The 23,269-nt window shown below is 72.4% G+C and carries 21 protein-coding genes; 13 read left to right on the forward strand and 8 right to left on the reverse strand.

Features of this window, described 5'->3' with window-relative positions; all coding sequences use genetic code 11:
* Positions 1-215 precede the first annotated feature (215 nt).
* Genes ACIRPK_RS26290 through ACIRPK_RS26300 form a run of 3 tightly spaced genes read left to right on the forward strand, consistent with a single transcriptional unit; the run spans position 216 to position 2,677 of the window.
* A complete protein-coding gene (locus ACIRPK_RS26290; protein ID WP_403042419.1) occupies positions 216-1,763 on the forward strand; it encodes a GMC family oxidoreductase in 1,548 nt (515 codons plus the stop codon).
* A gap of 36 nt (positions 1,764-1,799) precedes the next feature.
* The gene (locus ACIRPK_RS26295; RefSeq protein ID WP_403042420.1) at positions 1,800-2,501 is read left to right on the forward strand and encodes a DUF899 domain-containing protein; all 702 of its coding nucleotides are present in this window, start codon (positions 1,800-1,802) and stop codon (positions 2,499-2,501) included.
* Positions 2,501-2,677, forward strand: a complete 177-nt coding sequence (locus ACIRPK_RS26300) for a hypothetical protein (RefSeq protein WP_403042423.1) — start codon at positions 2,501-2,503, stop codon at positions 2,675-2,677. Before ACIRPK_RS26295 ends, ACIRPK_RS26300 begins: the two co-directional genes overlap by 1 nt.
* Before the next feature lie 97 nt (positions 2,678-2,774).
* Here ACIRPK_RS26300 and ACIRPK_RS26305 read toward each other — a convergent pair whose 3' ends face one another.
* Positions 2,775-3,797 carry a sigma-70 family RNA polymerase sigma factor gene (locus tag ACIRPK_RS26305; protein WP_403042426.1) on the reverse strand — a complete coding sequence of 341 codons (1,023 nt, stop codon included), beginning with the start codon at positions 3,795-3,797 and terminating at the stop codon, positions 2,775-2,777.
* A gap of 286 nt (positions 3,798-4,083) precedes the next feature.
* Here ACIRPK_RS26305 and ACIRPK_RS26310 point away from each other — a divergent pair, with 286 nt between their 5' ends.
* The 6 genes from ACIRPK_RS26310 to ACIRPK_RS26335 all read left to right on the forward strand — a co-directional run bounded on the left by ACIRPK_RS26310 (position 4,084) and on the right by ACIRPK_RS26335 (position 9,081).
* Positions 4,084-4,701 carry a carboxymuconolactone decarboxylase family protein gene (locus tag ACIRPK_RS26310; protein ID WP_403042428.1) on the forward strand — a complete coding sequence of 206 codons (618 nt, stop codon included), beginning with the start codon at positions 4,084-4,086 and terminating at the stop codon, positions 4,699-4,701.
* Positions 4,701-5,576 (forward strand): SDR family NAD(P)-dependent oxidoreductase, encoded by an 876-nt coding sequence (locus ACIRPK_RS26315; RefSeq protein WP_403042429.1) that lies wholly within the window; start codon positions 4,701-4,703, stop codon positions 5,574-5,576. The genes ACIRPK_RS26310 and ACIRPK_RS26315 overlap by 1 nt, the downstream gene beginning before the upstream one ends.
* Positions 5,577-5,641: 65 nt before the next feature.
* Positions 5,642-6,430: an SAM-dependent methyltransferase gene (locus ACIRPK_RS26320; RefSeq protein WP_403042431.1), complete on the forward strand. Its 789-nt coding sequence runs from the start codon at positions 5,642-5,644 to the stop codon at positions 6,428-6,430.
* A gap of 39 nt (positions 6,431-6,469) precedes the next feature.
* The gene (locus ACIRPK_RS26325; protein WP_403042433.1) at positions 6,470-7,540 is read left to right on the forward strand and encodes a carboxymuconolactone decarboxylase; all 1,071 of its coding nucleotides are present in this window, start codon (positions 6,470-6,472) and stop codon (positions 7,538-7,540) included.
* A 70-nt stretch (positions 7,541-7,610) separates the two neighbouring features.
* Positions 7,611-8,390 (forward strand): helix-turn-helix transcriptional regulator, encoded by a 780-nt coding sequence (locus ACIRPK_RS26330; RefSeq protein WP_403042435.1) that lies wholly within the window; start codon positions 7,611-7,613, stop codon positions 8,388-8,390.
* Between the two features lie 154 nt (positions 8,391-8,544).
* Entirely contained in the window at positions 8,545-9,081 is a 537-nt protein-coding gene (locus ACIRPK_RS26335; protein ID WP_403042437.1) for a carboxymuconolactone decarboxylase family protein, read from the forward strand.
* A 244-nt stretch (positions 9,082-9,325) separates the two neighbouring features.
* Here the strand turns inward: ACIRPK_RS26335 and ACIRPK_RS26340 are convergent, their stop codons facing one another.
* From ACIRPK_RS26340 to ACIRPK_RS26350, 3 genes are all read right to left on the reverse strand, one after another.
* Positions 9,326-10,072 (reverse strand): SDR family NAD(P)-dependent oxidoreductase, encoded by a 747-nt coding sequence (locus ACIRPK_RS26340; protein ID WP_403042440.1) that lies wholly within the window; start codon positions 10,070-10,072, stop codon positions 9,326-9,328.
* Positions 10,073-10,176: 104 nt separating this feature from the next.
* Positions 10,177-11,739 carry an AMP-binding protein gene (locus ACIRPK_RS26345; RefSeq protein ID WP_403042443.1) on the reverse strand — a complete coding sequence of 521 codons (1,563 nt, stop codon included), beginning with the start codon at positions 11,737-11,739 and terminating at the stop codon, positions 10,177-10,179.
* The gene (locus ACIRPK_RS26350) at positions 11,736-12,560 is read right to left on the reverse strand and encodes a p-hydroxycinnamoyl CoA hydratase/lyase (RefSeq protein WP_403042446.1); all 825 of its coding nucleotides are present in this window, start codon (positions 12,558-12,560) and stop codon (positions 11,736-11,738) included. Before ACIRPK_RS26350 ends, ACIRPK_RS26345 begins: the two co-directional genes overlap by 4 nt.
* A 370-nt stretch (positions 12,561-12,930) precedes the next feature.
* Between ACIRPK_RS26350 and ACIRPK_RS26355 the strand changes: the two genes are divergently transcribed.
* The 3 genes from ACIRPK_RS26355 to ACIRPK_RS26365 all read left to right on the forward strand — a co-directional run bounded on the left by ACIRPK_RS26355 (position 12,931) and on the right by ACIRPK_RS26365 (position 14,623).
* The gene (locus tag ACIRPK_RS26355) at positions 12,931-13,095 is read left to right on the forward strand and encodes a hypothetical protein (RefSeq protein ID WP_403042449.1); all 165 of its coding nucleotides are present in this window, start codon (positions 12,931-12,933) and stop codon (positions 13,093-13,095) included.
* A complete protein-coding gene (locus tag ACIRPK_RS26360; protein WP_403042451.1) occupies positions 13,092-13,448 on the forward strand; it encodes an ArsR/SmtB family transcription factor in 357 nt (118 codons plus the stop codon). Before ACIRPK_RS26355 ends, ACIRPK_RS26360 begins: the two co-directional genes overlap by 4 nt.
* Before the next feature lie 152 nt (positions 13,449-13,600).
* Positions 13,601-14,623, forward strand: a complete 1,023-nt coding sequence (locus ACIRPK_RS26365) for a LuxR C-terminal-related transcriptional regulator (RefSeq protein WP_403042454.1) — start codon at positions 13,601-13,603, stop codon at positions 14,621-14,623.
* Between the two features lie 108 nt (positions 14,624-14,731).
* On the opposite strand, the gene ACIRPK_RS26370 is transcribed toward ACIRPK_RS26365, so the two are convergent.
* Genes ACIRPK_RS26370 through ACIRPK_RS26385 form a run of 4 tightly spaced genes read right to left on the reverse strand, consistent with a single transcriptional unit; the run spans position 14,732 to position 20,737 of the window.
* A complete protein-coding gene (locus tag ACIRPK_RS26370) occupies positions 14,732-15,343 on the reverse strand; it encodes a LysE family translocator (protein ID WP_403042456.1) in 612 nt (203 codons plus the stop codon).
* On the reverse strand, positions 15,337-16,089 hold the full coding sequence (locus ACIRPK_RS26375) for a thioesterase II family protein (RefSeq protein ID WP_403042459.1): 753 nt from the start codon (positions 16,087-16,089) through the stop codon (positions 15,337-15,339). The genes ACIRPK_RS26370 and ACIRPK_RS26375 overlap by 7 nt, the downstream gene beginning before the upstream one ends.
* A 5-nt stretch (positions 16,090-16,094) precedes the next feature.
* A complete protein-coding gene (locus tag ACIRPK_RS26380) occupies positions 16,095-16,349 on the reverse strand; it encodes an acyl carrier protein (RefSeq protein ID WP_403042461.1) in 255 nt (84 codons plus the stop codon).
* Complete coding sequence (locus tag ACIRPK_RS26385; protein WP_403042463.1) at positions 16,346-20,737, reverse strand: amino acid adenylation domain-containing protein; 4,392 nt, start codon at positions 20,735-20,737, stop codon at positions 16,346-16,348. The genes ACIRPK_RS26380 and ACIRPK_RS26385 overlap by 4 nt, the downstream gene beginning before the upstream one ends.
* A gap of 190 nt (positions 20,738-20,927) precedes the next feature.
* Between ACIRPK_RS26385 and ACIRPK_RS26390 the strand changes: the two genes are divergently transcribed.
* Positions 20,928-23,264, forward strand: a complete 2,337-nt coding sequence (locus tag ACIRPK_RS26390) for an FHA domain-containing protein (protein WP_403042466.1) — start codon at positions 20,928-20,930, stop codon at positions 23,262-23,264.
* The last annotated feature ends 5 nt before the right edge of the window (positions 23,265-23,269 follow it).

A 23,269-nucleotide genomic window follows, 5' to 3' on the forward strand; every position in this document is an offset into this window, starting at 1 on the left:
GACGGTCAGCCGGATTTCGCTGGTCAACCCCTTTTGTCGATGGCTTGGTTTTTGAGCATGAGTCACCCTTTGCGGTCCCGCTTCTCTCATGTTGCCCACCGCTCCGACCGGGTGGCCGGGAGGGCACGTTCGGAGAAGACAGCGGGTCGGGGCGACTGTGAAGCTCAGGGAGAGAAGACGTCCCCAATCGGATTCCGCGACCCCGAGGATGCTCCATGACAGAGGTTTATGACGACGTCGTTGTCGGATCGGGCTCGGCCGGCGCGGCGATCGCCGCCCGGCTGACCGAGGACCCGTCCCGCCGGGTGCTGCTGCTGGAGGCGGGGCCGGACTTTGCCGACGTCGGCGCCCTCCCGGCGGACATCCGGGACGGCGGCTCGATGTCGCTGAGCGCGCACGACTGGAAGTTCCGGGCCGAGATCAGCGACGGCCGGCGGATTCTCTTTCCGCGCGGGAAGGTCTCCGGCGGATCGTCCTCGGTCGGTGCCACCATCGCCCTGCGGGGCGTCCCGGAGAATTTCGACGAATGGGCCGGTCTGGGTAATTCGGAATGGTCCTGGCCGGACGTCCTGCCGTATTACCGGAAGCTGGAGGACGATCTCGATCTCGGCGGCGACGAACTGCACGGGAAGGGCGGTCCGGTCCCGGTCCGGCGGTGGCGTCCGGAGGAGCTGACGGAGGTTCAGCGGTCCTTCGTGGACGCCAGTCTGGCGGCGGGATTTCCCGAGGTGGCGGATCACAACAACCCCACGGCCACCGGAATCGGACCGATTCCGTCCAACCGCCGGGACACCGAGGTCCGGATCAGCGCCTCGCTGGCCTACCTCACCCCCGAGGTCCGCGGCCGGGCCAACCTGACCGTCCGGGCCGGGGTGCTGGTGCACCGGGTGCTGTTCGAGGGGACCCGGGCGGTCGGCCTGGAGGTGTCGGCGGGCGGGGCGGCCGAGCAGGTCCGGGCGCACCGGGTGATCCTGTCCGCCGGGGCGGTCAACTCGCCCACCATCCTGATGCGTTCGGGCATCGGGCCGGCCGAGGACCTGCGCCGGCTCGGCATCGAGGTGCTGCTGGACGCGCCCGGGGTCGGCGGCAACCTGATCGACCACCCGCGCACCGGCATCTTCATGAAGCCCGCCGCCGGGGCGATCGACCGGACCGAGCCGTTCCTGCAGACCATGGTGCGGACCACCGCGAAGGGCTCGACCGACTTCAACGACCTGCAGTACTACATGGTCAACCACTTCGACCTGACCATGTTCCCCGACCTGCAGATGCTGGCCGGCGGGAACGTGATCCTCGGCGTGATGGTGGTGGACCAGAAGCCGGAGTCCCGGGGCCGGCTGCGGCTGAACTCCACCGACCCGGCGGCCGGACCCGACATCGACCTGAACTTCCTGTCCACCGAGCGCGACCTGCAGAAGCTGGTGGACGCCGTCCGGACCTGCTGGGAGCTGGTCAGCCACCCGGGGATCAGCAGCCGGGGCGACGGCTTCATCGTGCTGAACGACCAGCTGATCGACAACGACGACATGGTCCGCCAGTACGTCCGGCTGAGCCTGGACAGCGCCTACCACCCGGTCGGCACGGCCCGGATGGGCCTGGCCACGGACGAGGGCGCCGTGGTCGACCAGTACCTGCGGGTGCACGGCACCGAGGGCCTCTACCTGGCCGACGCCTCGGTGATGCCGAGCATCGTCAACTGCAACACCAATCTGACCTCGACCATGATCGGCGAGCGCCTCGCCGACTGGCTCCGGGTCGGCTGACGGACCTGTCCGCTGCGCTGTGAGGAGACCGAGTTGATGGACCTGCCCAGGATCGCCACCCGCGAGGAGTGGCTGCAGGCACGCAAGGAACTGCTGGAGAAGGAGAAGGAGCTCACCCGGCTGCACGACGAGGTGGTGGCCGCCCGTCCCGAGCTGCCGATGGTCAAGGTGGAGAAGGAGTACGTCTTCCACGGACCGCAGGGCGAGCTCTCGCTGCCCGACCTGTTCGAGGGCCGGCGGCAGCTGATCGTGCGGCACTTCATGTTCGGACCGGACCAGGAGGAGGGCTGCATCGGCTGCTCGATGCAGGCCGACTCGGTCGGCCACCTGTCCCACATCAACGCCCGCGACACCACGTTCGTGATGGTGTCGCGGGGACAACTGCCGAAGCTGGAGGCGTTCAAGGCCCGGATGGGCTGGACCCTGCCGTGGTACTCCTCGTTCGGTTCGGACTTCAACGTGGACTACCACGTCACCACCGAGCAGGGTGAACTGCCGGGCGTGAGCGTCTTCATGACCGACGGGACGGACGTCTTCCACACCTACTCGATCTACGACCGGGGCGGTGACATCTTCAAGAACTTCTACAACTACCTCGACCTGACCCCGCTCGGCCGCCAGGAGGCCCAGCTGGCGCAGCCGTGGGACTGGTGGCGGCACCACGACAAGTACGACGACGAGAACGCCGCGACCGCGGGCGTGAACTGGTGGAACCGGACCGACAAGTTCGCCACCTGATGACCCGCCACCTCTGGCTGGTCCAGCCGCCCGCGCTGGCCGGTGCCGCACTGCTGGTGCTGGCCGGTGCGGGACTCGGCTGGCGGGCGCACCAGGTGGCGGGCGCCGGTGTGGGGGCGATGGCCGGGCTGGTGGCGGCCGGGGCGCTCGCCGTGCTGGTGGAGCGGGTCAGGTGACAGGGGCGACCTGACCCGCCCGGGGCCCGGGTGTCGTGCATCACGACACCCGGGCCCTGCCGTGTCCGGCGGCGGGTGCCGGGTCGGTGACGGGAGTTCAGCGCTCTGCGGTCAGCTGCTCGTCATGGGTGGCGGCCAGGCCGAAGGGGCGGAACAGGGCCGGGTCCAGGAACCCGGAGATCCGGGCGATCCGGTCCCCGGCGAGGGCCAGCACGGTGACCGAGTGGGCGTGGTGCCGGCCGTCCGGACCGAGCCGGTAGAGCCCGAAGGCGGGCCGGCCGTTGGCCCGGGTGGGCGTCAGCCGGTACAGGCCGGGCGCGGTGAGCACCTGCGCGGCGAAGAACCGGGCGACCGTCCGCCGGCCGCGGAACCAGGAGGGGTACGGCGGCATCTCCGCCACCGCGTCGTCGGTCAGCAGCGCCAGCAGAGCCTTGATGTCGGCGTTCTCGAAGGCCAGTTGGTAGCTGTCCAGCAGCTCGCGCTGGTCGGGGGAGACCGGGTCGGTGATGTCGTCCTCGGCGGGCGCGAGGCGCTCCAGCTGGCCCCGGGCCCGCTGGAGCGCGCTCTTCACGGCGGGCACGCTGGTGCCGAGCAGCTCGGCGACCTCGCCGGTGGGCATCGCCAGCACGTCGCGCAGGATCAGCACGGCGCGCTGACGGGGCGGCAGGCACTGGAGGGCGGCGATCAGCGCGAGCCGGAGGCTGCCCCGGGCGGCGGCCACGGCGGCCGGATCGGCGGCCGGTGCGCCCAGCAGGGCGTCGGGCGCGGGCTGGAGCCAGCCGAACTCGGGTACCGGCGGGGCCAGCGGGGTGCTCGGCCGGTCGTTCGGGCCGCCGAGGCCGGCGGGCAGCTGCCGGCGGTCACGGTGCTCCAGCGCGGTCAGGCAGGCGTTGGTGGCGATCCGGTAGAGCCAGGTGCGCAGCGAGGACCGCCCCTCGAACGCGTGGTACGAGCGCCAGGCCCGCAGATAGGTCTCCTGCACCAGGTCCTCGGCGTCGTGGATCGACCCGAGCATCCGGTAGCAGTGCGCCAGCAGTTCCGTCCGGTAGCGGTTGGAGATCCGGGCGAAGTCCTCGCCCGGCGTCATCGGTGCACCGTCCTGCCGTCCCCCAACGATCATGCCGCTCAAGATACTTGAGACCGGGCCGGCGGATGTGCGGAGTTCGCGATTCGTTTCGGGGCCGGGCCCGGTCTGTATGTCGTGGGGTGTGCTCCGTGGCACTCCGCGGAGTACGGGCCCAGCTGGCATATGCGCCTGCGCGGCGTCACCCGAATCACCGGAGCGCGGTGGTTTCGACTCCCGATCCGTTCACCGAAGAGGGCAATTTAGGAGACAGCGGGACTGCGCGACCCTGGCAGCATCGGGTTGCTCGCGAATGTCCGTCCACGGCGAAGGAGTGACTTCCATGAGTGAACAGCAGGTTCCGGCGGCACGCGTTCCGCTGATCGAGGAGGCCGACGCGACCGGAAGGACCGCCGAACTCTACGACCTGATCAAGAGCAGGACGGGCCTTCCATTCGTGCCCGATATGTTTCGGCTGGTCTCCACCCGGCCGGATCTGATGGAGGTTCTCATCACCGGCTACACCGGGGTTTTCGGCGACGGGGTGCTGCCCCGGGCCACCCGGGAGATGATCTCGGCCTGGAGCTCCAAGGTGAACGGCTGCCCGTACTGCGTGGGGACGCACAACTGGTTCCTGACCCAGTTCGGCGGCACCGAGGAGCTCACCCACGCGATCGCCACCGCCGACAAGCCGGGCGAACTCCCGCTGGACGCCAAGCACCTGGCGCTGATGGAGCTGGTCACCCAGGTCTGCACGGGTGCCTACCGGATCACCGACGAGGAGTGGGACCGGGTCGCGGCGGCCGGCTGGAACAACGACGAGATGCTGGAGGCGGTGTTCACCGCCGGGCTGTTCGCCTTCATCAACCGCCTGGTGGACGGCTACGGCCTGGGCAGCTCGATGACCCGCAGCCGGGTCGCCGGCCAGTCCGAGGCCGGCGCGGACGCGGCGGCCGGCTGATGGCGGCGTCCCGGGCGGTGCTGCTCACCGGCGCCTCCTCCGGCACCGGGATGTCCTCCGGCACCGGCCGCGCCGCCGCGCTCCGCCTGCACCGGGCGGGCTGGCCGGTGTACGCGACCGGGCGCAACCTGGACGCGCTGGCCGACCTGGCCGCCGAGGGCATCCAGGTGCTCCACCTGGACGTGACGGACGAGCGGTCCATGGTCGAGGTGGTGGACAAGATCACCGCCGAGCACGGCGCGGTCGGCACGCTGATCAACAACGCGGCCTACAGCCTGAACGGCACGATCGGCGAGACGCCGGTGGACGAGGTGCGCAAGCAGTTCGAGACCAACGTCTTCGGGCTGTCCAGGCTCACCCAGCTGGTGCTGCCCGGGATGCGGGCCCAGGGCAGTGGCCGGGTGGTCATGATGTCCTCGATCTTCGGCCAGTTCGCCACCCCCGGCCGGGGCTACTACCAGGCCACCAAACACGCGTTGGAGGCGATCGGCGACTCGCTCCGGCATGAGGTCTCCCGGTTCGGCATCAAGGTGGTGCTGATCGAGCCCTCACCGGTCCTGGGCGGATTCGTGCCGATGTCGGTGGCCGACCTCGGGATGACCGGACAGGAACGCAACGGCCTTTACGACGAGTTCTGGGAGTACTTCGTCGACTGGCACGGCGCGTACCGGGAGACCGACAAGCCGACCGGCCGCGGTCGAATGGCCGTGCGAGCGGAGACGGTCGCAAAGGTGATCGAGCAGGCGGTGAGCAGTCCCGACCCGAAGATCCGGTACCGGATCGGGATGCCCTCTCGACTGCTGCCCCGGATGCGCTGGACAATCGGCGACCGGATGTTCGAGAAGTTCGTGCGCGCCTTCTTCCCGATCCCGTGACCGGGTGACCGAAAGGGCGCTTTTCCGAGACCGTGTCCCGCCTTGCGACTCCCCGAAGGAATGGTGTGACCGAAGAGTTCGAAACCCCCGCGCTGGCCCGGGCCATGGACTACCTGCTGGGCGGCGAGGCGCACGGCCCCGCCGACCGGGCGGCCGCGGACCGGGCCTGTGCGGACTGGCCGACCGGTGACCTGAGGGCCGAGCTGCGGGCCACCCGGGCCGCCCTCGGCCGGATGGTCGGCCACCTGGTCGGCGGAGCCGGCCTGGGGCAGCTGCTGCACATCGGGGCCGGCCTGCCGACCATGCGCAACACCCATCAGGTCGCCCAGCGGGTGGCCCCGGGCACCCGGGTGGTGTACGTCAGCCGGGACCCGGGCGTGGTGGCGCACGCCCGGCGGCTGCTCCGGCAGCAGCCGAGGAGCCCAACGGCCTATGTGCACGGCGAGTTGGGCGACCCGGACCGGATTCTCCGGGACGCCGCCGGGGTACTGGACCTGTCGCGCCCGATCGGTCTGGTGCTCTTCGGCGGGCTGCACTTCGTGCCCGGGACGGACGACCCGGCCGGTCTGGTGCAGCTGCTGGTGGACGCGGTCCCGTCCGGCAGCTGGGTGGCCTTCGGTCACCTGGCCACCCATGAACGCGACCACCTGATGGACGCCGCGATGGAACGGATCGTGCCGGACTGGAGCGGCCAGATCGTCCGCCGGAGCCGGGCGGAGGCGATGGCCCTGCTGGACCGCAGTCTCGAACTGGAGGACCCGGGCATGGTGTTGTCCACCGACTGGCGCCCCGAGGCGGCGGCCGCCCCGGCCGACTCGCCGGCCATGTGGTGCGCGGTGGCGCGCAAACCCTGAACCGAACCGACCGCATCCCTGTCGAACGAGGAGCGCACCGTGCACAGAAGGCTGGTCCAGTCCTCACTGCGGGGGCTGTCGCTGCTCCAGGTACGCCACGTCAAGCCGGTCGGATTCGACGCGGCCCGCGACGGCGTCGCCCAGGTGTACCGCGAACTGGAGCGGGACTTCGGGGTGTTGGCCCCACCGATCGCCCTGCACTCGCCCGCGACCGGGCCGCTCGCCGCGAGCTGGCTGATGCTCCGGGAGACCATGCTGGTGGCGGGGGTGGCCGCGCGGACCACCAAGGAGGGCGTGGCCTCCGCGGTGTCGGTGGCGAACGAGTGCCCGTTCTGCCTCCGGATGCACTCCGCCATGCTGCACAGCCTGGCACCCGGCCGGGACGGCGAGGCGATCCGGGACGGCCGGCTCGAGCTGGTGGCCGACCCGGGGGTCCGGGCGGTGGCGGGCTGGGTCCGGGACGGCGCGGTCCGGGACACCGCCGGGAAGACCCGGTTCCCGTTCGCCGCCGAGCAGTTGCCCGAGCTGCTCGGGTCGGTGGTGATCATGCACTACCTGAACCGGATGGTGAACGTCTTCCTCGGCCCGGTGCCGCTGCCGCCCGGTGCGCCGGAGAGCTCGCTGCGGCCGGTGCTGAAGGTGCTCACCTGGCTGCTCCGTTCGGCCGCCCGGGCGGAGCCGAAGGCGGGTGGCACGCTGGGCCTGCTGCCGGCCGCGCCGCTGCCGGCGGACCTGGCCTGGGCGGCGCCCCACCCGCAGATCGCGGCGGCCTTCTCCCGGGCCGCCGCCGCCGTCGAGCTGGCCGGGCGGGCGGCGCTGCCGGACGGCGTCCGGGCCCTGGTCCGGGACACCGTGGACGGCTGGGACGGCCGGCCGCCCGGGCTCGGCCGGGGCTGGGCCGACGCACCGGTGGCGACCCGCCCGGCCGAGGAGCAACCGGCCGCCCGGCTGGCCCTGCTGACCGCGCTGGCCGCCTACACGGTGGACGCGACGGTGGTCGACGCCGCCCGCGCCGCGGGTGCGGACGACGAGGCCTTGGTCGGCATCACGGCCTGGGCGAGCCTGACCGCCGCCCGCCGGGTGGGTGCCTGGATGTACCGCCCGGAGTGACCTGAACCTCCGCCCGGCACCGTGCAGTTCGCTTCGGATTCCCCCGGACCCGCACCGAAGGAGAGATGACGTGCAAGCCGCAGTCGAGCGCGCGATCGCGACGATGTGGGACCGCTACGAGGAACCGCTCTCGTTGGACGACATCGCGGACACCGCCATCCTGAGCAAGTTCTACTTCTCCCGGGTGTTCCGGACCCTGACCGGCACCTCGCCGGGGCGGTTCCTGTCCGCGATCCGGCTGCACAAGGCGAAACACCTGCTGCTCAGAACCGAACTGAGTGTCACCGACATCTCCTACCAGGTCGGTTACAACAGCCTGGGCACCTTCACCAGCCGGTTCACCCGCAGTGTCGGGCTCTCCCCAGGGCGCTACCGCACACTCGCCAGGACCGGCATGCCGGTCGCCCCCCGGTCCTTCCGGTCGGGGGCGGCCCGGCGGACCTGCGCGGTGCGCGGTTCGGTCGGGTCGCCGGAGGTCGGCTTACCGACCCGGATCTACGTGGCGGCGTTCAGCGACCCGATCGTCCAGGGCGAGCCGGTGGCCTGCGACATCCTGGACGGGCCTGGCGAGTTCGAGCTGTCCGGGGTGCAGGAGGGCGTCTGGCACCTGCGGGCGGCGGTGGTGGCGATGCACGACGTCGAGCCGCAGCCGTGGAAGCGCAGCCCGCTGTTCATCGGCTCCAGCCGGCCGGTGACGGTGCGGGCCGACCAGCCGATCGAAGTGGACCTGGAGACCCGCGAGTTCTGCCCGTTCGACCTGCCGATCCTGCTGGCGCTGCCCGAGCTCGACTGCTGGGAGCTGCCGCAGGTCGAGCTGGCGGCCGGTGCGGTCGGTCTGACCCGGAGCTGACGTGCGGTCAGATACAGTGCTGCACAACAGAGTTGCAGCGCAACAGCTTGACAACACGCGGCCGTCGGCGGAGAGTTGGCCCGGTCATTCATAACGATGTTATGGCTCGGGCGGAGGCGTCCGGGTCCACCAGGTGACACGGAGGCTGATCCTCATGCCGCACATCGCGCTGCCGGCTCCGATCCCGGGCATCCGGGGGCTGATGGACTCCAAACCCGCGTCCGGCCGCCGGCTCAGTGAGCTGGCCGAACAACTGCTCCGGGGTGACTCCCCGCTCAGCGTCGGGGAGCGCGAGCTGATCGCCGCGTACGTCTCCGCCCGGAACGGCACCAGGTTCTGCACCGGCGCGCACGGCGCCGCAGCCGCCCACGCGTTCGGCGGCGACTACGCCTTGGTCGAGGCGGTCCGGCAGGACGTGACCACCGCACCCGTCGACGAGCGGCTGCGCGCGCTGCTGCAGCTGGCCGGCCGGGTGCAGATCGGCGGCCTGGCGGTGACGGACGCCGACATCGAGCGGGCCAGGTCGGCCGGCGCCGACGACGAGAGCATCCACGACACAGTGCTGATCGCCGCCGCCTTCTGCATGTACAACCGGTACGTCGACGGCCTGGGCGCGATCACCCCCGAGGACCCGGCGCTGTACGACGAGATGGGCGAGGGCCTGGTGGCCAAGGGCTACCTCGGGCGCTGACCCACGACGGCACGGCGGGGGGGGGGCGGCCCCCCCCCGGGGGGGGGCCCCCCGGCCCCCCCCCCCGGCCCCCGCGGCGGGCGGGCGGGGGGCGCGGGGGGCGGGAGCGGGGGGCGGGCGGGGGGGGGCGCGGGGGGGGGGGGGGGGGGCCCCCGCCGGGGGGCGGGGGGGGGGCCCCCCCCCGCGGGGGGGGGGGCCCCCCCGCCCGGGGCCCCCCCCCCCCCCCCGCCGTGCCGTACCCGGATCAGCCGAGCGGCTTCAGTCCGGCGCCGGTCAGCAGGTAGCCGGCGGCCAGCGCGGCGGCGTCCGTCCGGACCAGCTCGATCACCGCGGCACCGGCCTGCTCCGGGGTGAGCAGCGGACCCAGCTGCGCGACGTACTCCTCCTCGGGGCGGTGGTCGCGGGCCGCGTAGGCCCGGGCCGCCGCGCGGCCCAGGCCGGTCAGCGGGGTGATCCGGGGGAGCACCGTGGTGAAGCTGAGCTCCAGCCCGGCCCGGTCGGCCTCGTCCTGGGCGTAGGCCGTGATGAAGCGCTGGGTGGCCTTGGCCCCGGCGTAGCCGCCGCTGAGTGGGGAGCCGGCCAGCGCGGCCCCGCTGCTGAACACCACCACCCGGCTGCCCGGCCGGAGCGGGGTGAGCAGCGCCTCGCGCAGCCAGTGGAAGGAGATCCGCACGTCGGTCTCCCAGTTGACCGAGAAGGTCTCCCAGGTCTGCTGCTGCAACGGCCGCATGTGCGGGGTGGCGCCGGCCACCAGCACGACGGTGCCCGGCTGGTGGCGGTCGATCAGGTCGGCGACCACGGTGGGGTCCCCGGCGTCGGCGGTCTCGGTCAGGATGCCGCCCGCGCCGTTGGCCGGCTCGGGGAGGACGGTGGCGGTGCGGGACACCGCCACCACGGGGGCGCCGGCCTCGGCGAAGGCGGTGGCGATCCCCTGGCCGAGGCCGCGGCTGGCGCCGACCACGATGGTGGTCCGGCCGGACAGGTCACTCATGAGTCCTCCAAGTGGTGGAAAGCTGCTCGTTGATGACGGTACGTCACGCTGCTTGCACGGGGCCCCGGTCCGGCACCTCGGCCGGACCGGGGCCTCGCGCGGGGTCACCGGGTGGTGCAGCCCCACTCCTTCAGGGCGCGGCGCTGGATCTTGCCGACCGGCGTGCGGGGGATCTGCTCGATGAACTCGACCTGGCGGATCTTCTTGTACGGAGCGACCCGTTCGGCGACGAAGGCCATGATCTCCTCGGCGGTGGCCGGCTCCCGGGTCACCACGAAGCCCTTGGGGATCTCGCTGGCCTCCTCGTCCGGCACCCCGACCACGGCCGCGTCGGCGACCTTGGGGTGCGTCATCAGGACCGCCTCCAGCTCGACCGGGGAGACCTGTTGGCCCTTGTACTTGATCAGCTCCTTGATCCGGTCGACGATGAACAGCTCGCCGTTGCGGTCCACGTAGCCGAGGTCCCCGGTGTGCAGGAAGCCGTCCGGTTCGAGCACCTGCCGGGTGGCCTCCTCGGCGTGCAGGTAACCCTTCATCACGTGCGGGCCCCGGATCAGGATCTCGCCGTTCTGGTGCCGTCCGAGCGCCCGGCCGGTGCCGGTGTCGACGATCTTGCACTCGATGTTCGGGGAGTTCCGGCCGACCGACCCGGGAGCCACCGAGTGGTCCAGCTGCATGAACGACACCAGCGCCTCGGTGAGGCCGTACCCCTGGCCGACCCGGCAGCCCAGCCGCTCGCGGCAGAGCCGGGCCGTCTCCGGGTCGAGCGCCGCGCCGCCGGAGACGATCTCGCGGACCGAGGAGAGGTCGTAGCGGTCCACCAGCGGGCTCCTGGCGAGCAGGACGGCGATGGTCGGCACCACGTAGAGCCTGGTGATCCGGTGCTCCTGGATCGCCCGCAGGTACCCCTCGGGGTCGAACCGGGGCATGGTCACCAGCGTGGCGCCCTGGAGCAGACTGGCGTTCATCACCATGATCAGGCCGAACGCGTGGTGGAACGGCGGGACGGCGAGCACCTTCTCGTCCGCGTCCAGCGGCGCGACCGTACTGGTCTGCAGCACGTTCGCGATCATGTTCCGGTGGGTCAGCATCACCCCCTTGGGATGGCCGGTGCTGCCGCTGGAGTGCAGCAGGGCCACCACGTCCGCGGCCGGGTCCACCGCCGTCTCGGGGGCGACGCCCTGGGTCAGCAGCGCGGCGAAGGGCGTGGTGCCCGGCAACTGCGCCCCGGTCGGGCCGAGTACGATGATCTCCTCGACCAGGGTGCCGGCCAGCAGCTTCTGCGCCGTGTCCAGCTCGGCCGGCGAGATGACCAGCAGCCGGGCGCCGGCCTCGTTCAGATGGGCGGTCAGATCGTCCACCGTGTCCAGCGGGTTGAGCACCACCACGGTGCCGCCCGCCCGCGCCGCCGCGTGGAAGGCGATCGGGTACTCGGGCAGGTTCGGCGCCAGGATCGCCAGCACCTGCCCGCTGCCGAAGCCACGCGCGCGCAGCCCCTCGGCGGCCCGTTCGATCGCCGAGGCGAGCTCCCGGAAGGTGTAGGCGGTGGTGCCGGTGACGTCCACGGTCGCCACCAGGTCGGCGTGCTGCTCCGCCCGCTCCAGTACGAAGGCGGTGAACGAGGTGTCGGGCACGGGCACCGGCGGGTGCGGGCCGGTGAAGATCATGAGGTCACTTCCGCCCGACTGTAGGTGCTCAGGCCGGGCTGGTAGCTGCGCTTCTCGAACTGCTTGAGCGCAACGTTGATCCACTCGTTGCCGGTGAGCCGGGAGAGCTCCCAGAGCTTGGCCTGGTCGTAGTCGATCGCGGTCGGCAGGTCGACGGCCCGGTTGTGCTCGTAGACCTGCTTGGCGAGCGCGAGGGTGACCGGGTTCTTCTTGACCAGCTTGCGGACCAGCTTGTCGGTCTCGGCATCCAGTTGGTCGGCCGGTACGGCCCGGTTGACCAGTCCGTACTTCTCCGCCTCGGCCCCGGTCAGGGTGTCGCCGGTGAGGATGTAGTAGAGCGCCTGCTTGCGGGAGAAGTTGTGGGCGGCGGCCCAGCTGGCGCCACCGGCCGGGAAGATGCCGAAGTTGATCTCGGAAAGCCCGAACAGCGCGGTCTCGGAGGCGATCGCCAGATCGCAGATCCCGGTGACCAGAACTCCGCCTCCGAACGAGAAGCCGTTCACCTTGGCGATCGTGACGGCCGGGAACGCCTTGAGGCGCTTGAACCAGTTCAGCGCCACCAGATTGGTCCGGTAGAACAGCTGCGGGTCCTCGTACGGCTTGAGAAAGCACTCCTCCAGGTCCATGCCGGAACTGAAACTGTCACCGTTGCCGGTCACCACGACGACCTTGACGTCCCCGGCCTCCTCGATGGCGTCCAGGGCCCGGTTCATGTCCTGGTGCATCTGGGGGTTCATGGCGTTCTTCTTGTCGGGACGGTTCAGGTAAATCGTGGCGGTGGGTCCGTCGATCTCAAGGTTCACCGTGTCCAGCTCGATCATGTTCGGGCCTTCTTTCCGTTGCCGTCCGGGGGCTTTTTCTCGGTCCGTCGGTTTTACATCGTGAGTATGCGGGGAATGCCAGGTCGGCCGACTACTCCTGAATTGCCCTGCCGTTCGTCCGGGTCCGCCACCAGCGGGAAGGCAGGAGGGCACGATGGAAGATGTGTGCGGTAGTGCGTTCCCGGATGATGCACCGGAACGCGGAATAACCGGCCGCCTTCCGGCCGCCGGAATGAGACGTTCGAAAGGGCGGCGGCGAACAGTTCGGAGCGGGCCGGAGGGGGTCGGGAGTGACCGGTCCGACCTGGTGGGAGTCCGCTCGGAGTGCACCCGTGGGGAGGTATCCGGAGGCAGTGGTTAAGGTGTCCCCATGAGCACGGAGCTGATCGAACGCGCGACCCCGACCGGGGCGCTCCCGGGACGGGTCCGGCCCCTGGCGGCCGAGCCGGGTTCCGGTGCGCACCGGAGTGGCCCCGGGGGCCGGCCGCGGCCGTTCGACGCCTTCGAGCGGCGCACCGAAGAGTTCTCCGTGTGACGGACGACCAGGGCGAGGCCGCCACACCCGTCGACCACGTGTTCTCCGCACTGGCCGACCCGACCCGTCGTCAGCTGCTCGACCTGCTGGCCGCACGGGGCGAGGCCACCGCGACGGAGCTGGCCGAGCACGTGCCGGTCTCCCGGCAGGCGGTGGTGAAGCACCTGTCCCTGCTGGACGCCGCCGGGCTGGTGGCGGGCACCCGGGTCGGGCGCGAGGTGCGGTACGCCGTGAAGCCCGCGGCGCTGGACGCGACGGCGCGCTGGATGTCGGCGCTCGCGGTCGACTGGGACCGGCGGCTGGCCACGGTCAAGCGGATCGCCGAGGCGGCGGAGCGCGACGCCCGTCCGTAGTCCCGGGGGTGGTCCGAGCTGCCCGGCGACGGTACTCCGCACGATGGAAGTAGCCGACCGCCGAAGGTACTTCGGACACTAGGAGGGCGTGGGTGGGTGTCCCACGGCCGTCCCGGTCGAGGAGATCGTATGCACAGGACTTCGGAGCAGCGGTGACCGGCCAGGCCGCGTCGGCCCGGGCCGAGAGCGCCGGACCGCTGCTCTACCGGTGGCTGCGGGAGAACGACTCGCGCAGCCACGCCGAGGCGGCCCAGGCACTGGGGTTGGACGCGCGGGAGGCGGCGACGGCGTGGGCCGAGCTGCGCGCCCTGCGGCTGGTCCGGCCGGGGGCGGCGATCGGGGAGACGGACCTGGTGGAGCCGGACACCGCGCTGCTCGGCCTGCTCGGCACGCTGCGCCAGAAGCGGGCCGTGCTCAGCTCGCACTGCCAGGAGTTGACCTCGATCGTGAGCGCCACCGAGTCGCTGCTGGAGCGCTACCGGCCGGCCGCGGCCCGGCCGACCGACCAGGTCGAGGTGGAGGTGGTGACCGGGACCCGCAACCAGCAGCGGATGCTGCGGGACTTCGCCGACCTGCCCCGGGCACAGAGCCGCACCCTGCACGCCGACACGGTGCCGTCGAAGACCATGAGCCAGGCCCTGAGCAGTTTCCTGACCGAGAAGGGCCGGATGGTCCGACGCGGTGTCACGGTCCGGGCGATCTACCCGCAGGGCTTCAACTCGGCGCGCTGGCAGTGCAAGTACCTGGCCGAGGTGCAGCAGGTCGGGGTGGAGCTGAGGCTCGCCCCGCAGGTCCCGTTCAGCCTGGTGATCGGCGATCTGGACGTCGCCCTGCTGCCGCCCCGGAGCGACCGGCCCGAGGATCCGCTGATCGTGGTCCGCGGCGCGGCGCTGGTCCGGACGTACGCCGTGCTCTACGACGACTACTGGCTGCGGGCCTTCCCGTACCTGGGGCCCGCCGAGGTGGCCGCCGACGAGCGGGGGGAATGGCTGACCGAGCAGCACCGGACCTCGCTCCGGCTGCTCGCCAACGGTCTGACGGACGAACGGATCGCCCGGTCGATGGGCGTCTCCGTCCGGACCGTCAGCCGCCTGGTCTCCGAGGTGTCCCGGCACCTCGGAGCGCACAGCCGCTTCCAGGCGGGGGTGCTGGCCTGCGCCCGGGGGCTGGTCTAGGGCCGGGCGTCGAACTCCCGTCTGCCCCAAGACGTCTGGCACGCACTCTCGCCGCAGGGCCGCCCTCCGGGCGACGACGGGAGTTCGACGACAGGCCCTACGGCTTCGTCAGTGCTGGAGGGCGAGCCGGATGCCGAAGGCGATCAGCAGCGCGCCGGTGGACCGTTCGATCCGCCGGCGGACGGCCGGGCGGCGCAGGAAGGCGCCGAAGCGGTCCACCGTCACGGTGTAGAGGGTGAACCAGAGCAGGTAGAGCAGCACGAAGACGGCGGACAGCTGGAGTGCGCTGCCCAGGGTGTGCCGGGTGTCGGGCAGGAACTGCGGCAGGAAGGTGACGAAGAACAGCGCCACCTTGGGGTTGAGCGCGTTGGAGAGGAAGCCCTGCCGCAGGCACTGCGCCCGGGGGAGCGAGCGGTCGTCGTCCGGGCCCTCCTCGCCCTGGGTCCGCCTGCGGGCGCTGCGCAGGGTGGCGACGCCCATCCACACCAGGTACACCGTGCCGATCACCTTGAGCACGGTGAAGGCGGTGACCGAGGCGAGCAGCAGGGCCGAGACACCGAGCGAGGCCGCGCTGACGTGCACGCTCAGGCCCAGCATGCCGCCGGTCATGGTGAGCAGGCCGGCGGACCGGCCGCCGACCAGGGCGTTGCGGGTGATCAGCGCCTGGTCGGGGCCGGGGATCATGATCAGCAGCAGCGCCGCGATCGCGAAGGTCAGCACGCGGCGGCCTCCACCGTCCGGAGCACGGCGGCGCGTTGCCGCTCGCGGAAGTAGAAGTGCCCGCCGGGGAAGGTGCGTTGCTGCACCGGCCGGACGGTGGTGTGCTCGGCCCAGGCCGCCAGCTGCTCGGCGGAGACCACGTCCTGCTGGCCACCGAGCACGGTGATCGGCACCGGCAGCGGCGGCTTGGGCCGCCAGCGGTAGGTCTCCACGATCCGGTAGTCGGCCCGGACCGAGACCGCCGCGAGCCGCCGCAGCTCGGCGTTGCCGAGCACCTCGTCAGGGATACCGCCGTGCCGCCGGGCCACCTCGGTGAGCAGCTCCCGGTCGGGCAGCAGGTGCAGCCGGGTGCGCTCCCGGGGCAGGTGCGGCGCCGGGTAGCCGGACAGGATCAGCCGCTCGGGCAGCGGTCGCCCGGCCGCCCGCAGCGCCTGGGTGAACTCGTACGCGACCAGGGCGCCGAGGCTGTGCCCGAACAGCACGTACGGCGGGGCCGGGTCGAGCGCGGTGAGCAGGGTGCGCACCAGCTCGGCCATCGAGGTGTGCGGCGGCTCGGCCAACCGGGAGCCCCGGCCAGGCAGTTGCACGGCGCAGACCGCGACCTTGCGCAGGTCCCTGGCCCACCGGAGGTACTCGGCGGGCGAGCCGCCGCCGTGCGGCAGGCAGTAGAGCGTCCGGGCGCCCGGGTCGGCGCCGGGGGCACGGATCGTCCAGCGGGGTACGGAGGGTGCGGAGGGTGCGTCCATCGCGCTCACCCGGCCGGGGCGGGCTCGGTGGAGCCGCTGAGGTACCCGGCCAGCAGGTGGACGGTGGGGTGGTCGAAGATCTCCCCGGGCCTGGTCTCCCGCCCGGTGTACGCGGTCAGGTCGGCGCTCAGCACCAGGGTGGTGGCCGAGTCGACGCCGAGCTCCGCCAGCGGGAGGTCCGGGCCGATCTGCTCGGGGGTGACCGCGAGCAGATCCGCCAGGTACTCCCGGAGCCAGTAGGTGAGTTGCTGCCGGGTCATGCCGTCTCCTCGTCCGCTGCGGTGCCGGTGTCCGGTTGGTCGTCCAGGGGTGCGGCCGGGCCGAGCAGCGGCTCCAGCCAGCCGTCCAGGGCGGCCACGGTGGGGTGCTGCAGGATGATCCCGACCGGCACCTCGGCGCCGAAGGCGCGGAGCAGCGCCGCCGAGATCCTGGCGGCGAGCAGCGAGTCGCCGCCGGCCTCCAGGAAGTCGTCCGCGAGGTCGACCCGGCTCAGGCCGAGCACCGTGCGGTAGATCTCGACGATCTTCGACTGGCGGTCGGTCCGGGGTGGTTGGGCGGCCCGGCGGGGGCCGCCGCGCCGCGCCCCGGCCCTCGCCAGGGCGGTCCGGTCGACCTTGCCGGTGCGGCTGAGCGGCAGCCGGTCCAGGGCCAGCAGCCGGGACGGGACCATGTGCCGGGGCAGCCGCTCGGCGACGTACCCGGTGAGCGCCTCGCGGTCGAACCGGCGGGTGGTCAGCGGACCCTGGGCGGCGATCACGTCGAAGCCGACCGAGGCGGGCCCGTCGGTGGGCCTGGTCAGCACGGTGCTGCCGGCGTAGCCGGTGTCGGTGAGCAGCTCGGCCCACTGGCCGAGGTCGAGCAACGGGTGTCCCCAGCACCGGAGTTCGGTGTCCTGGTAGCCGTCGAAACCCTGCTGGAGTCCCATGGTGAGATCGAACCACGGGTGGAACGCGGTCTGTTCCACCATCAGCAGGGTGCCGCCGGGCGCCAGCACCGAGCGCAGCGTCTCCAGCCCTGGCCCGATCCGGCGGATGTCGTGCAGCACGCTCGCGGCGATCACCAGATCGGCCGTCAGCCCCTCGTGGCCCTGGAGTTCCGGCGCCTGGTCGAGGTTGAACAGGCCGGGGCGGAGGAAGTCGTAGCCGCCGAAGACCTCGCGGGCCCGGTCGGTGAAGTAGGGCGAGATGTCGGTGAACAGGTAGTCGGTGCGGTCGGCCGGCAGCAGCGGGAGCAGGTGGCGGGTCAGGGTGCCGTAGCCGCCGCCGACCTCCAGCACGCGCAGCGACCGGTCGGCGGGCCAGTCGGCCACCAGGCGGCGGACCGCCTCGGTGGCCACCGCGTAGGCGGGCCCGAACAGCCGGGCGTAGACCTCGGGGGTGCGGTCGGAGGCGTACAGCTCGGCGGAGTGCAGGGACTGGGTGAGGATGTCCGCCAGGCCGCCGGCCAGCGAGAGCATCCAGTCGATCAGGTCGTCCGGGACCTCCAGGGTGCCGCGCAGCGCTGCCCGGGCGTCGGCCGCGGCCTGATCGGTGATCAGGCCGGGGAAGGTCCGGGCCACCTCCAGTCCTTCGGGTGTCCGGCGCAGCAGCCCGTGCCCGCGGAGCACCTCGGCCGCCCGGGCCAGCCAGCGTTCGTAGCGCGGGGCGACCCCGGCGGCCAGCGCGGCGGCCGGGTCGAAGCGTTCGCCCGGGGTGTGCGGCAGGCCGAGGGCGCGGAAGGCGGTGGCCGCCGCCGCCACGTACACCTGGTCCAACGCGTCCCAGGCGGCGCGGAGTTCGGCGCTGCCGGGGCCGGGTGCGGGCAGCTCGGCGGCGGCCTTCAGGGCCTGGCGACATCGGTCGGTCTCGGCCGGGTCGGCGGTGGCGGTCAGCAGCAGCGAGCCGTCCGTGCGGTCCGGCACCACGAAGCCGAGCAGCCTGGCGCTGCCGCCCTCCTCGGCGGACTTCACCACCACGGCGGACTCCACCCCGGGGTGCCGGGCGAGCACCGCCTCGATCTCGCCGCACTCGATCCGGTGCCCGCCGATCTTGACCTGGCCGTCCCGGCGGCCGAGGAACTGGAGCACCCCGTCCGGCAGGTACCGGCCGAAGTCGCCGGTCCGGTACAGCCGTTCACCGCTGACCGGGTGCCGGACGAAGCTCGCGGCGGTCCGCTCGGGATCGCGCCAGTAGCCCCGGGCCAGCCCGCTGCCCTCGATGTACAGCTCGCCGGGCACCCAGACCGGGCAGTCCCGCAGTCCGGCGTCCAGGACGTGGAACGCCTGGTTCCGCAGCGGCCTGCCGTACGGGATGCTCGGGGCGTCCGGCGCCACCTGGTCGGCGGGGTGCCAGTTGGACCAGATCGACGCCTCGGTGGCACCGCCGAGGCCGATCACCTGGGCGTCCGGCCAGAGTGCGAGCACCCGGTCCGGCAGGTCGAGCGGGATCCAGTCGCCGCTGAGCAGCACCAGGCGGAGCGCGGGCGGGACGTGGTCGGCCTGCTCCAGGTGCTCGACCAGCATCTGCAGCTGGGCCGGTACCGAGTTCCAGACGGTGACCCCGTGACGCGCCATCAGCTCGGCCCAGTGGGCGGGCTCGCGCCGCTGGTCCTCGTCGGGCAGGACCAGCGCGGCGCCGGCCGCCGTGCTGCCGAAGAGGTCGTAGACCGAGAGGTCGAAGCCGAGGTCGGCGAGGCCGAACAGCCGGTCCTGCGGGCCGACCCGGAACCGTTCGTTGATGTCCAGGACGGTGTTCAGCGCCGCGCGGTGCTCGATCATCACGCCCTTGGGGCGGCCGGTGGAGCCGGAGGTGTAGAGCACGTAGGCGAGATCGGTGGGCTCGGCCCGGTCGGCGGGCGCCGTTCCCTGCGGGGTGCCGGGGTGCAGCCGGGGAAGGGCGTCCGGCCAGTCCAGCGACCGGTCCAGGCCCTGGTCGGTGACCACCGCCAGCGCCTCGCCGCTCTCGAACAGTTCGGCCCGGCGGCGGGTCGGCAGGGTGGGGCCGACCGGCAGATAGGCGGCCGAGGCCAGCAGCACGCCGTGCGCGGCGGCCACCTGGTCCGGGCCCTTGGGCAGGGTGACGGCGACCAGCCGGTCGCGCAGCGGCCCGGCGTCGAGCCCGGCGATCCGCCCGGCCACGGCGGTGGCCCGCTCGGCGAGTTCGGCGTAGCTGACCGCGCCGGCGCCGGACAGGACGGCGGGCCGGTCGGGGTGCTCGGCGGCGCCCCGGAACAGCGCCTCGTGCAGCAGGCCGCCGGGCGTCTCGCCGGAGGTGTCGTTGGCCCGCTCCCGGTCGGCGAGCTGCCGGGCCGGCAGCGGGACGGTCAGGCCCTCGTCCCAGGACTCCGGACGGGCCAACTGCCGCACCAGGCCGCAGTAGGCGCCGAACATGTCGTCCAGCAGGCCGTCGGGGAACAGTTCCTCGACGGCGTCCCAGGTCAGGTCGAGCGAGCCGGTGACGTCCAGCACCTGGTGGTCGAGCCAGATCTGCGGGGTCTGGCTCAGCCGGTAGGTGATGTCGCCGAAGTACGCCATCGGCCCGGAGGCGTCGGAGACCGTGCCGAGCCCGCTGGTGAACACCACCGGCATGCCCTCGAAGCCGGTCTGCAGGCCGCGCCGGCGGCGCTCCCGCAGGGTGTGCAGCGCACTCACGTAGCGGTGCCGCAGGTCCTGCTGGAGCTGGGTCTGGGTGCGGGCGGCCAGCTCGGTCAGCGGCAGGTCGCCGGTGGTGTCCATCTCCAGCAGGCAGATCGAGGTGAAGTCGCCCACCACGCGCCGCAGATGGGGGTGGACGGTGCGGTGGCCGCGTTCGTTCCCGGCCAGCAGCAGCGGCAGCCGGTTGAAGACCGTGAGGTTCAGGCTGAACCGGGGCGTGCCGCTCCAGGCGGCCAGCACCTCGGCGAAGACGGTGGCCAGCACGGCGGTCGGGGTCAGGCCGCGCTGCTCGGCGAGCTGCTGGAAGCGCTGCCACTCGGCCGGCGGCAGGTGGTACTCGCGGTGTGTGAAGCGGGGCCGGTGGATCTGCACCGGCGGTCTGGCGAGCGGGAGTTCGGGCGGCGGGGCGAGGGTCTCGGCGCGGGAGGCCCAGTAGTCCAGCGAGCGCTTGTAGCGTGGCGCGTCGGTGCCGTCCGCCAGGGCCAGCACGTAGTCCCGGAAGGTGACGTCGATCGGCGGCAGCTCCAGCGACTCGTCCCGGCAGAGCGCGCTCCACTCGGTGAACAGCAGCGTGATGCTGGCCAGGTCGACCATCAGCAGGTCCAGGCTGACGTGCAGCCGGTCGTGGTCGGCGAGCCGGCTGATCCGGATGTCGAACAGCGGCCACACCGCCGGGTCGTAGACCCGCTCGGACATCTCCGCCCGGGTGGCGGCCAACCGCTCGGCCAGCAGCGCCGGTTCGGCCGTCGACAGGTCCTCGAAGCCGACCTCGAACGGCGGCGCCTCGGGCAGCACCTGCTGCCGGCCGTCCTTGTGTACGACGGCTCTGAGCATGCCGTGCCGAGCCAGCAGGCGGCGCCAGCAGCGGGACAGCAGGGCCGGGTCGAGCCGCCGGCCCTCCAGTTCGAAGTAGGCGTGCGGGGCGACGTTCCCGAGCACGAAGTTGGGGCCGCGGCCGACCCAGTAGGCGTACTGGATCTCGGTCAGCGGGAAGGCCGCATGGGCGTCGGTGGTCATCGGGGCACGCCTCCGGGTCGGGTCAGGGCGGGGGACGGCACCAGTGAAACAACGCGGCGACGATCCGAACAACGGATCGAATCTGCCGGAACGCGCCATGTCCCCATCACGCCAACCGGAGGCGGCGGTGCAGCCGGCCCGTCCGCGCTCCCTCGCGCCCCCGGGCCGCCCCGGGCCTAGCATCGTGGGTATGGGAGAGCGACAGATCGCGCCCTTCGCGCCACAGCTGGTCCTGGAGACGGACGGCGACTCGCAGGTGATCAGCCCGAGCCGCACGTACCACGTCGGCCGGGACCCCACCGGCGAGATCGTGCTGACCGACCCCCGGGTCTCCTGGCACCACGCCGTGCTGCACGCGGACGGTGACCACTGGATCCTGGACGACACCGGCTCCACCAACGGCACCTGGGACCACGGCCACCGGGTCAGCCACCTGGACCTCGGCCCGGGCAGCACCGTCCGGTTCGGCAGCGCCGAGGACGGCCCGGCCGCCACCGTCAGCGCGCTGCCCGAGCCGCCCGCCACCGCACCGGCCCCGTCCGCGCTGACCGCCATCACCGGCTCGTTCCGGCCGCCCACCCGGGTCCGCCGGCTGCCCGCCAAGGTGACCAGGATCGGCCGGTCCGAGGACAACGACCTGGTGCTGGCCGACCTCTCGGTCTCCCGGCACCACGCCGAGCTGCGGGTCCGCCCGGACGGCCGGTACGAGATCACCGACCTGGACAGCCACAACGGGACCTACCTGAACGGCAGCCCGGTGCACACCGCGCCGGTCGGCGCCGACGACCTGGTCGGCATCGGCCACTCGATGCTCTGCCTGGTCGGCGACCAGCTGCAGGAGTTCGTCGACACCGGCGACGTCGACCTGAGCGTCGAGGGCCTGGTGGTCGAGGTCGGCGACGGCAAGGTGCTGCTCGACCAGGTCACCTTCCCGGTCGGCCAGAAGTGCCTGCTGGCCGTCGCGGGCCCGAGCGGCGCCGGCAAGTCCACCCTGCTGAACGCCCTGACCGGCCTGCGCCCCGCCGACCGGGGCACGGTCCGCTACGACGGCCGCGACCTGTACCGGGACTACGCCGAGCTGCGCCGCCGGATCGGCCTGGTGCCGCAGGACGACATCCTGCACACCCAGCTGACCGTCCGCCGCGCCCTGCGCTACGCCGCCGAACTGCGCTTCCCCGGCGACACCGAGCCCGCCGAGCGGGCCGCCCGGGTCGCCGAGGTGATCACCGAACTCGGCCTGGAACAGCGCGCCGACCAGGTGATCTCCAGCCTCTCCGGCGGCCAGCGCAAGCGGGTCAGCGTGGCCTTGGAACTGCTCACCAAACCCTCGCTGCTCTTCCTGGACGAGCCCACCTCGGGCCTGGACCCGGGGATGGACCGCTCGGTGATGCACATGCTGCGCGACCTGGCCGACGACGGACGCACCGTCATCGTGGTCACCCACAGCGTGCTCAGCCTCGACCTGTGCGACCGGCTGCTGCTGCTCGCACCCGGCGGGAGGATCGCGTTCTACGGACCGCCCGCTGAGACCCTGGACTTCGTCGGCTTCGGCCAGTGGCCGGAGGCCTTCGAGGCGTTCGAGAACGACCGGGCCCGGGACTGGGCCGGGCAGTACCGCGACTCGGACGCGTACCGCCGGTACATCGCCGACGCGATGGACCGCCCGGCCCGCGCCGGCCAGGCCGTGGTGCCCCCGGCGCCGGTCCGGCCGCCGCAGGGCTGGTGGTCCCAACTGGGCACGCTGGTACGGCGCTACGCCACCGCGCTGACCGCCGACCGGACCTTCCTGGCGGTGATGATCGCGCTGCCGTTCGTGATGGGCGCGATGGCCCGCGCACTGGCCGGCGGCAAGCTCACCCAGGAGACCGCGCTGAACGGCCTGCTGATCCTCTGCGTCGGCGGCGTGCTCACCGGCGCGGCCAACGCCGTCCGGGAGCTGGTCAAGGAGCGGACCATCTACCAGCGCGAGAGAGCCGTCGGCCTGTCCAGATCCGCCTACCTCTGGTCGAAGATCGTCGTGTTGGGCACCGTCACGGTGGCCCAGGCGGTGGTACTGACCATGGTCGGCCTGGCCGGGGTCCAGCTCAGACCGGCGGGCGGCGGTGGGGTGGTGCTGCCACCGCTGGTGGAGATCACCATCGCGGTCGCGATGCTCTCCTTCACCGCGATGATGCTCGGGCTGCTGATCTCCGCGCTGGTGAAGAAGGAGGAGGTCACGATGCCGCTGCTGGTGCTGCTCGCCATCGTCCAGGTGGTGTTCTGCGGCGCGCTGCTCCAGCTGAACGGCGTCCCGGTGCTGAACCAGCTGTCGTACCTGATCCCGTCCCGCTGGGCGCTGGCGGCGATGGCGGCCAGCGTCGACCTGCACCAGCTGGTGCCCGGCAAGCTCACCGAGGACCCGTTGTTCCGGCACGGCCTCGGGGTCTGGCTGCTCGACCTCGGTGTGCTCGCGGCGCTCTCGCTGCTGTTCGGCCTGCTGGTCGCCCGGCTGCTGCGGCGGCACGAGCCGGCCGTGATGCGCGGGTAGCGGCG

Source organism: Kitasatospora sp. NPDC101801 (assembly GCF_044766665.1).
GTDB lineage: Bacteria > Actinomycetota > Actinomycetes > Streptomycetales > Streptomycetaceae > Kitasatospora.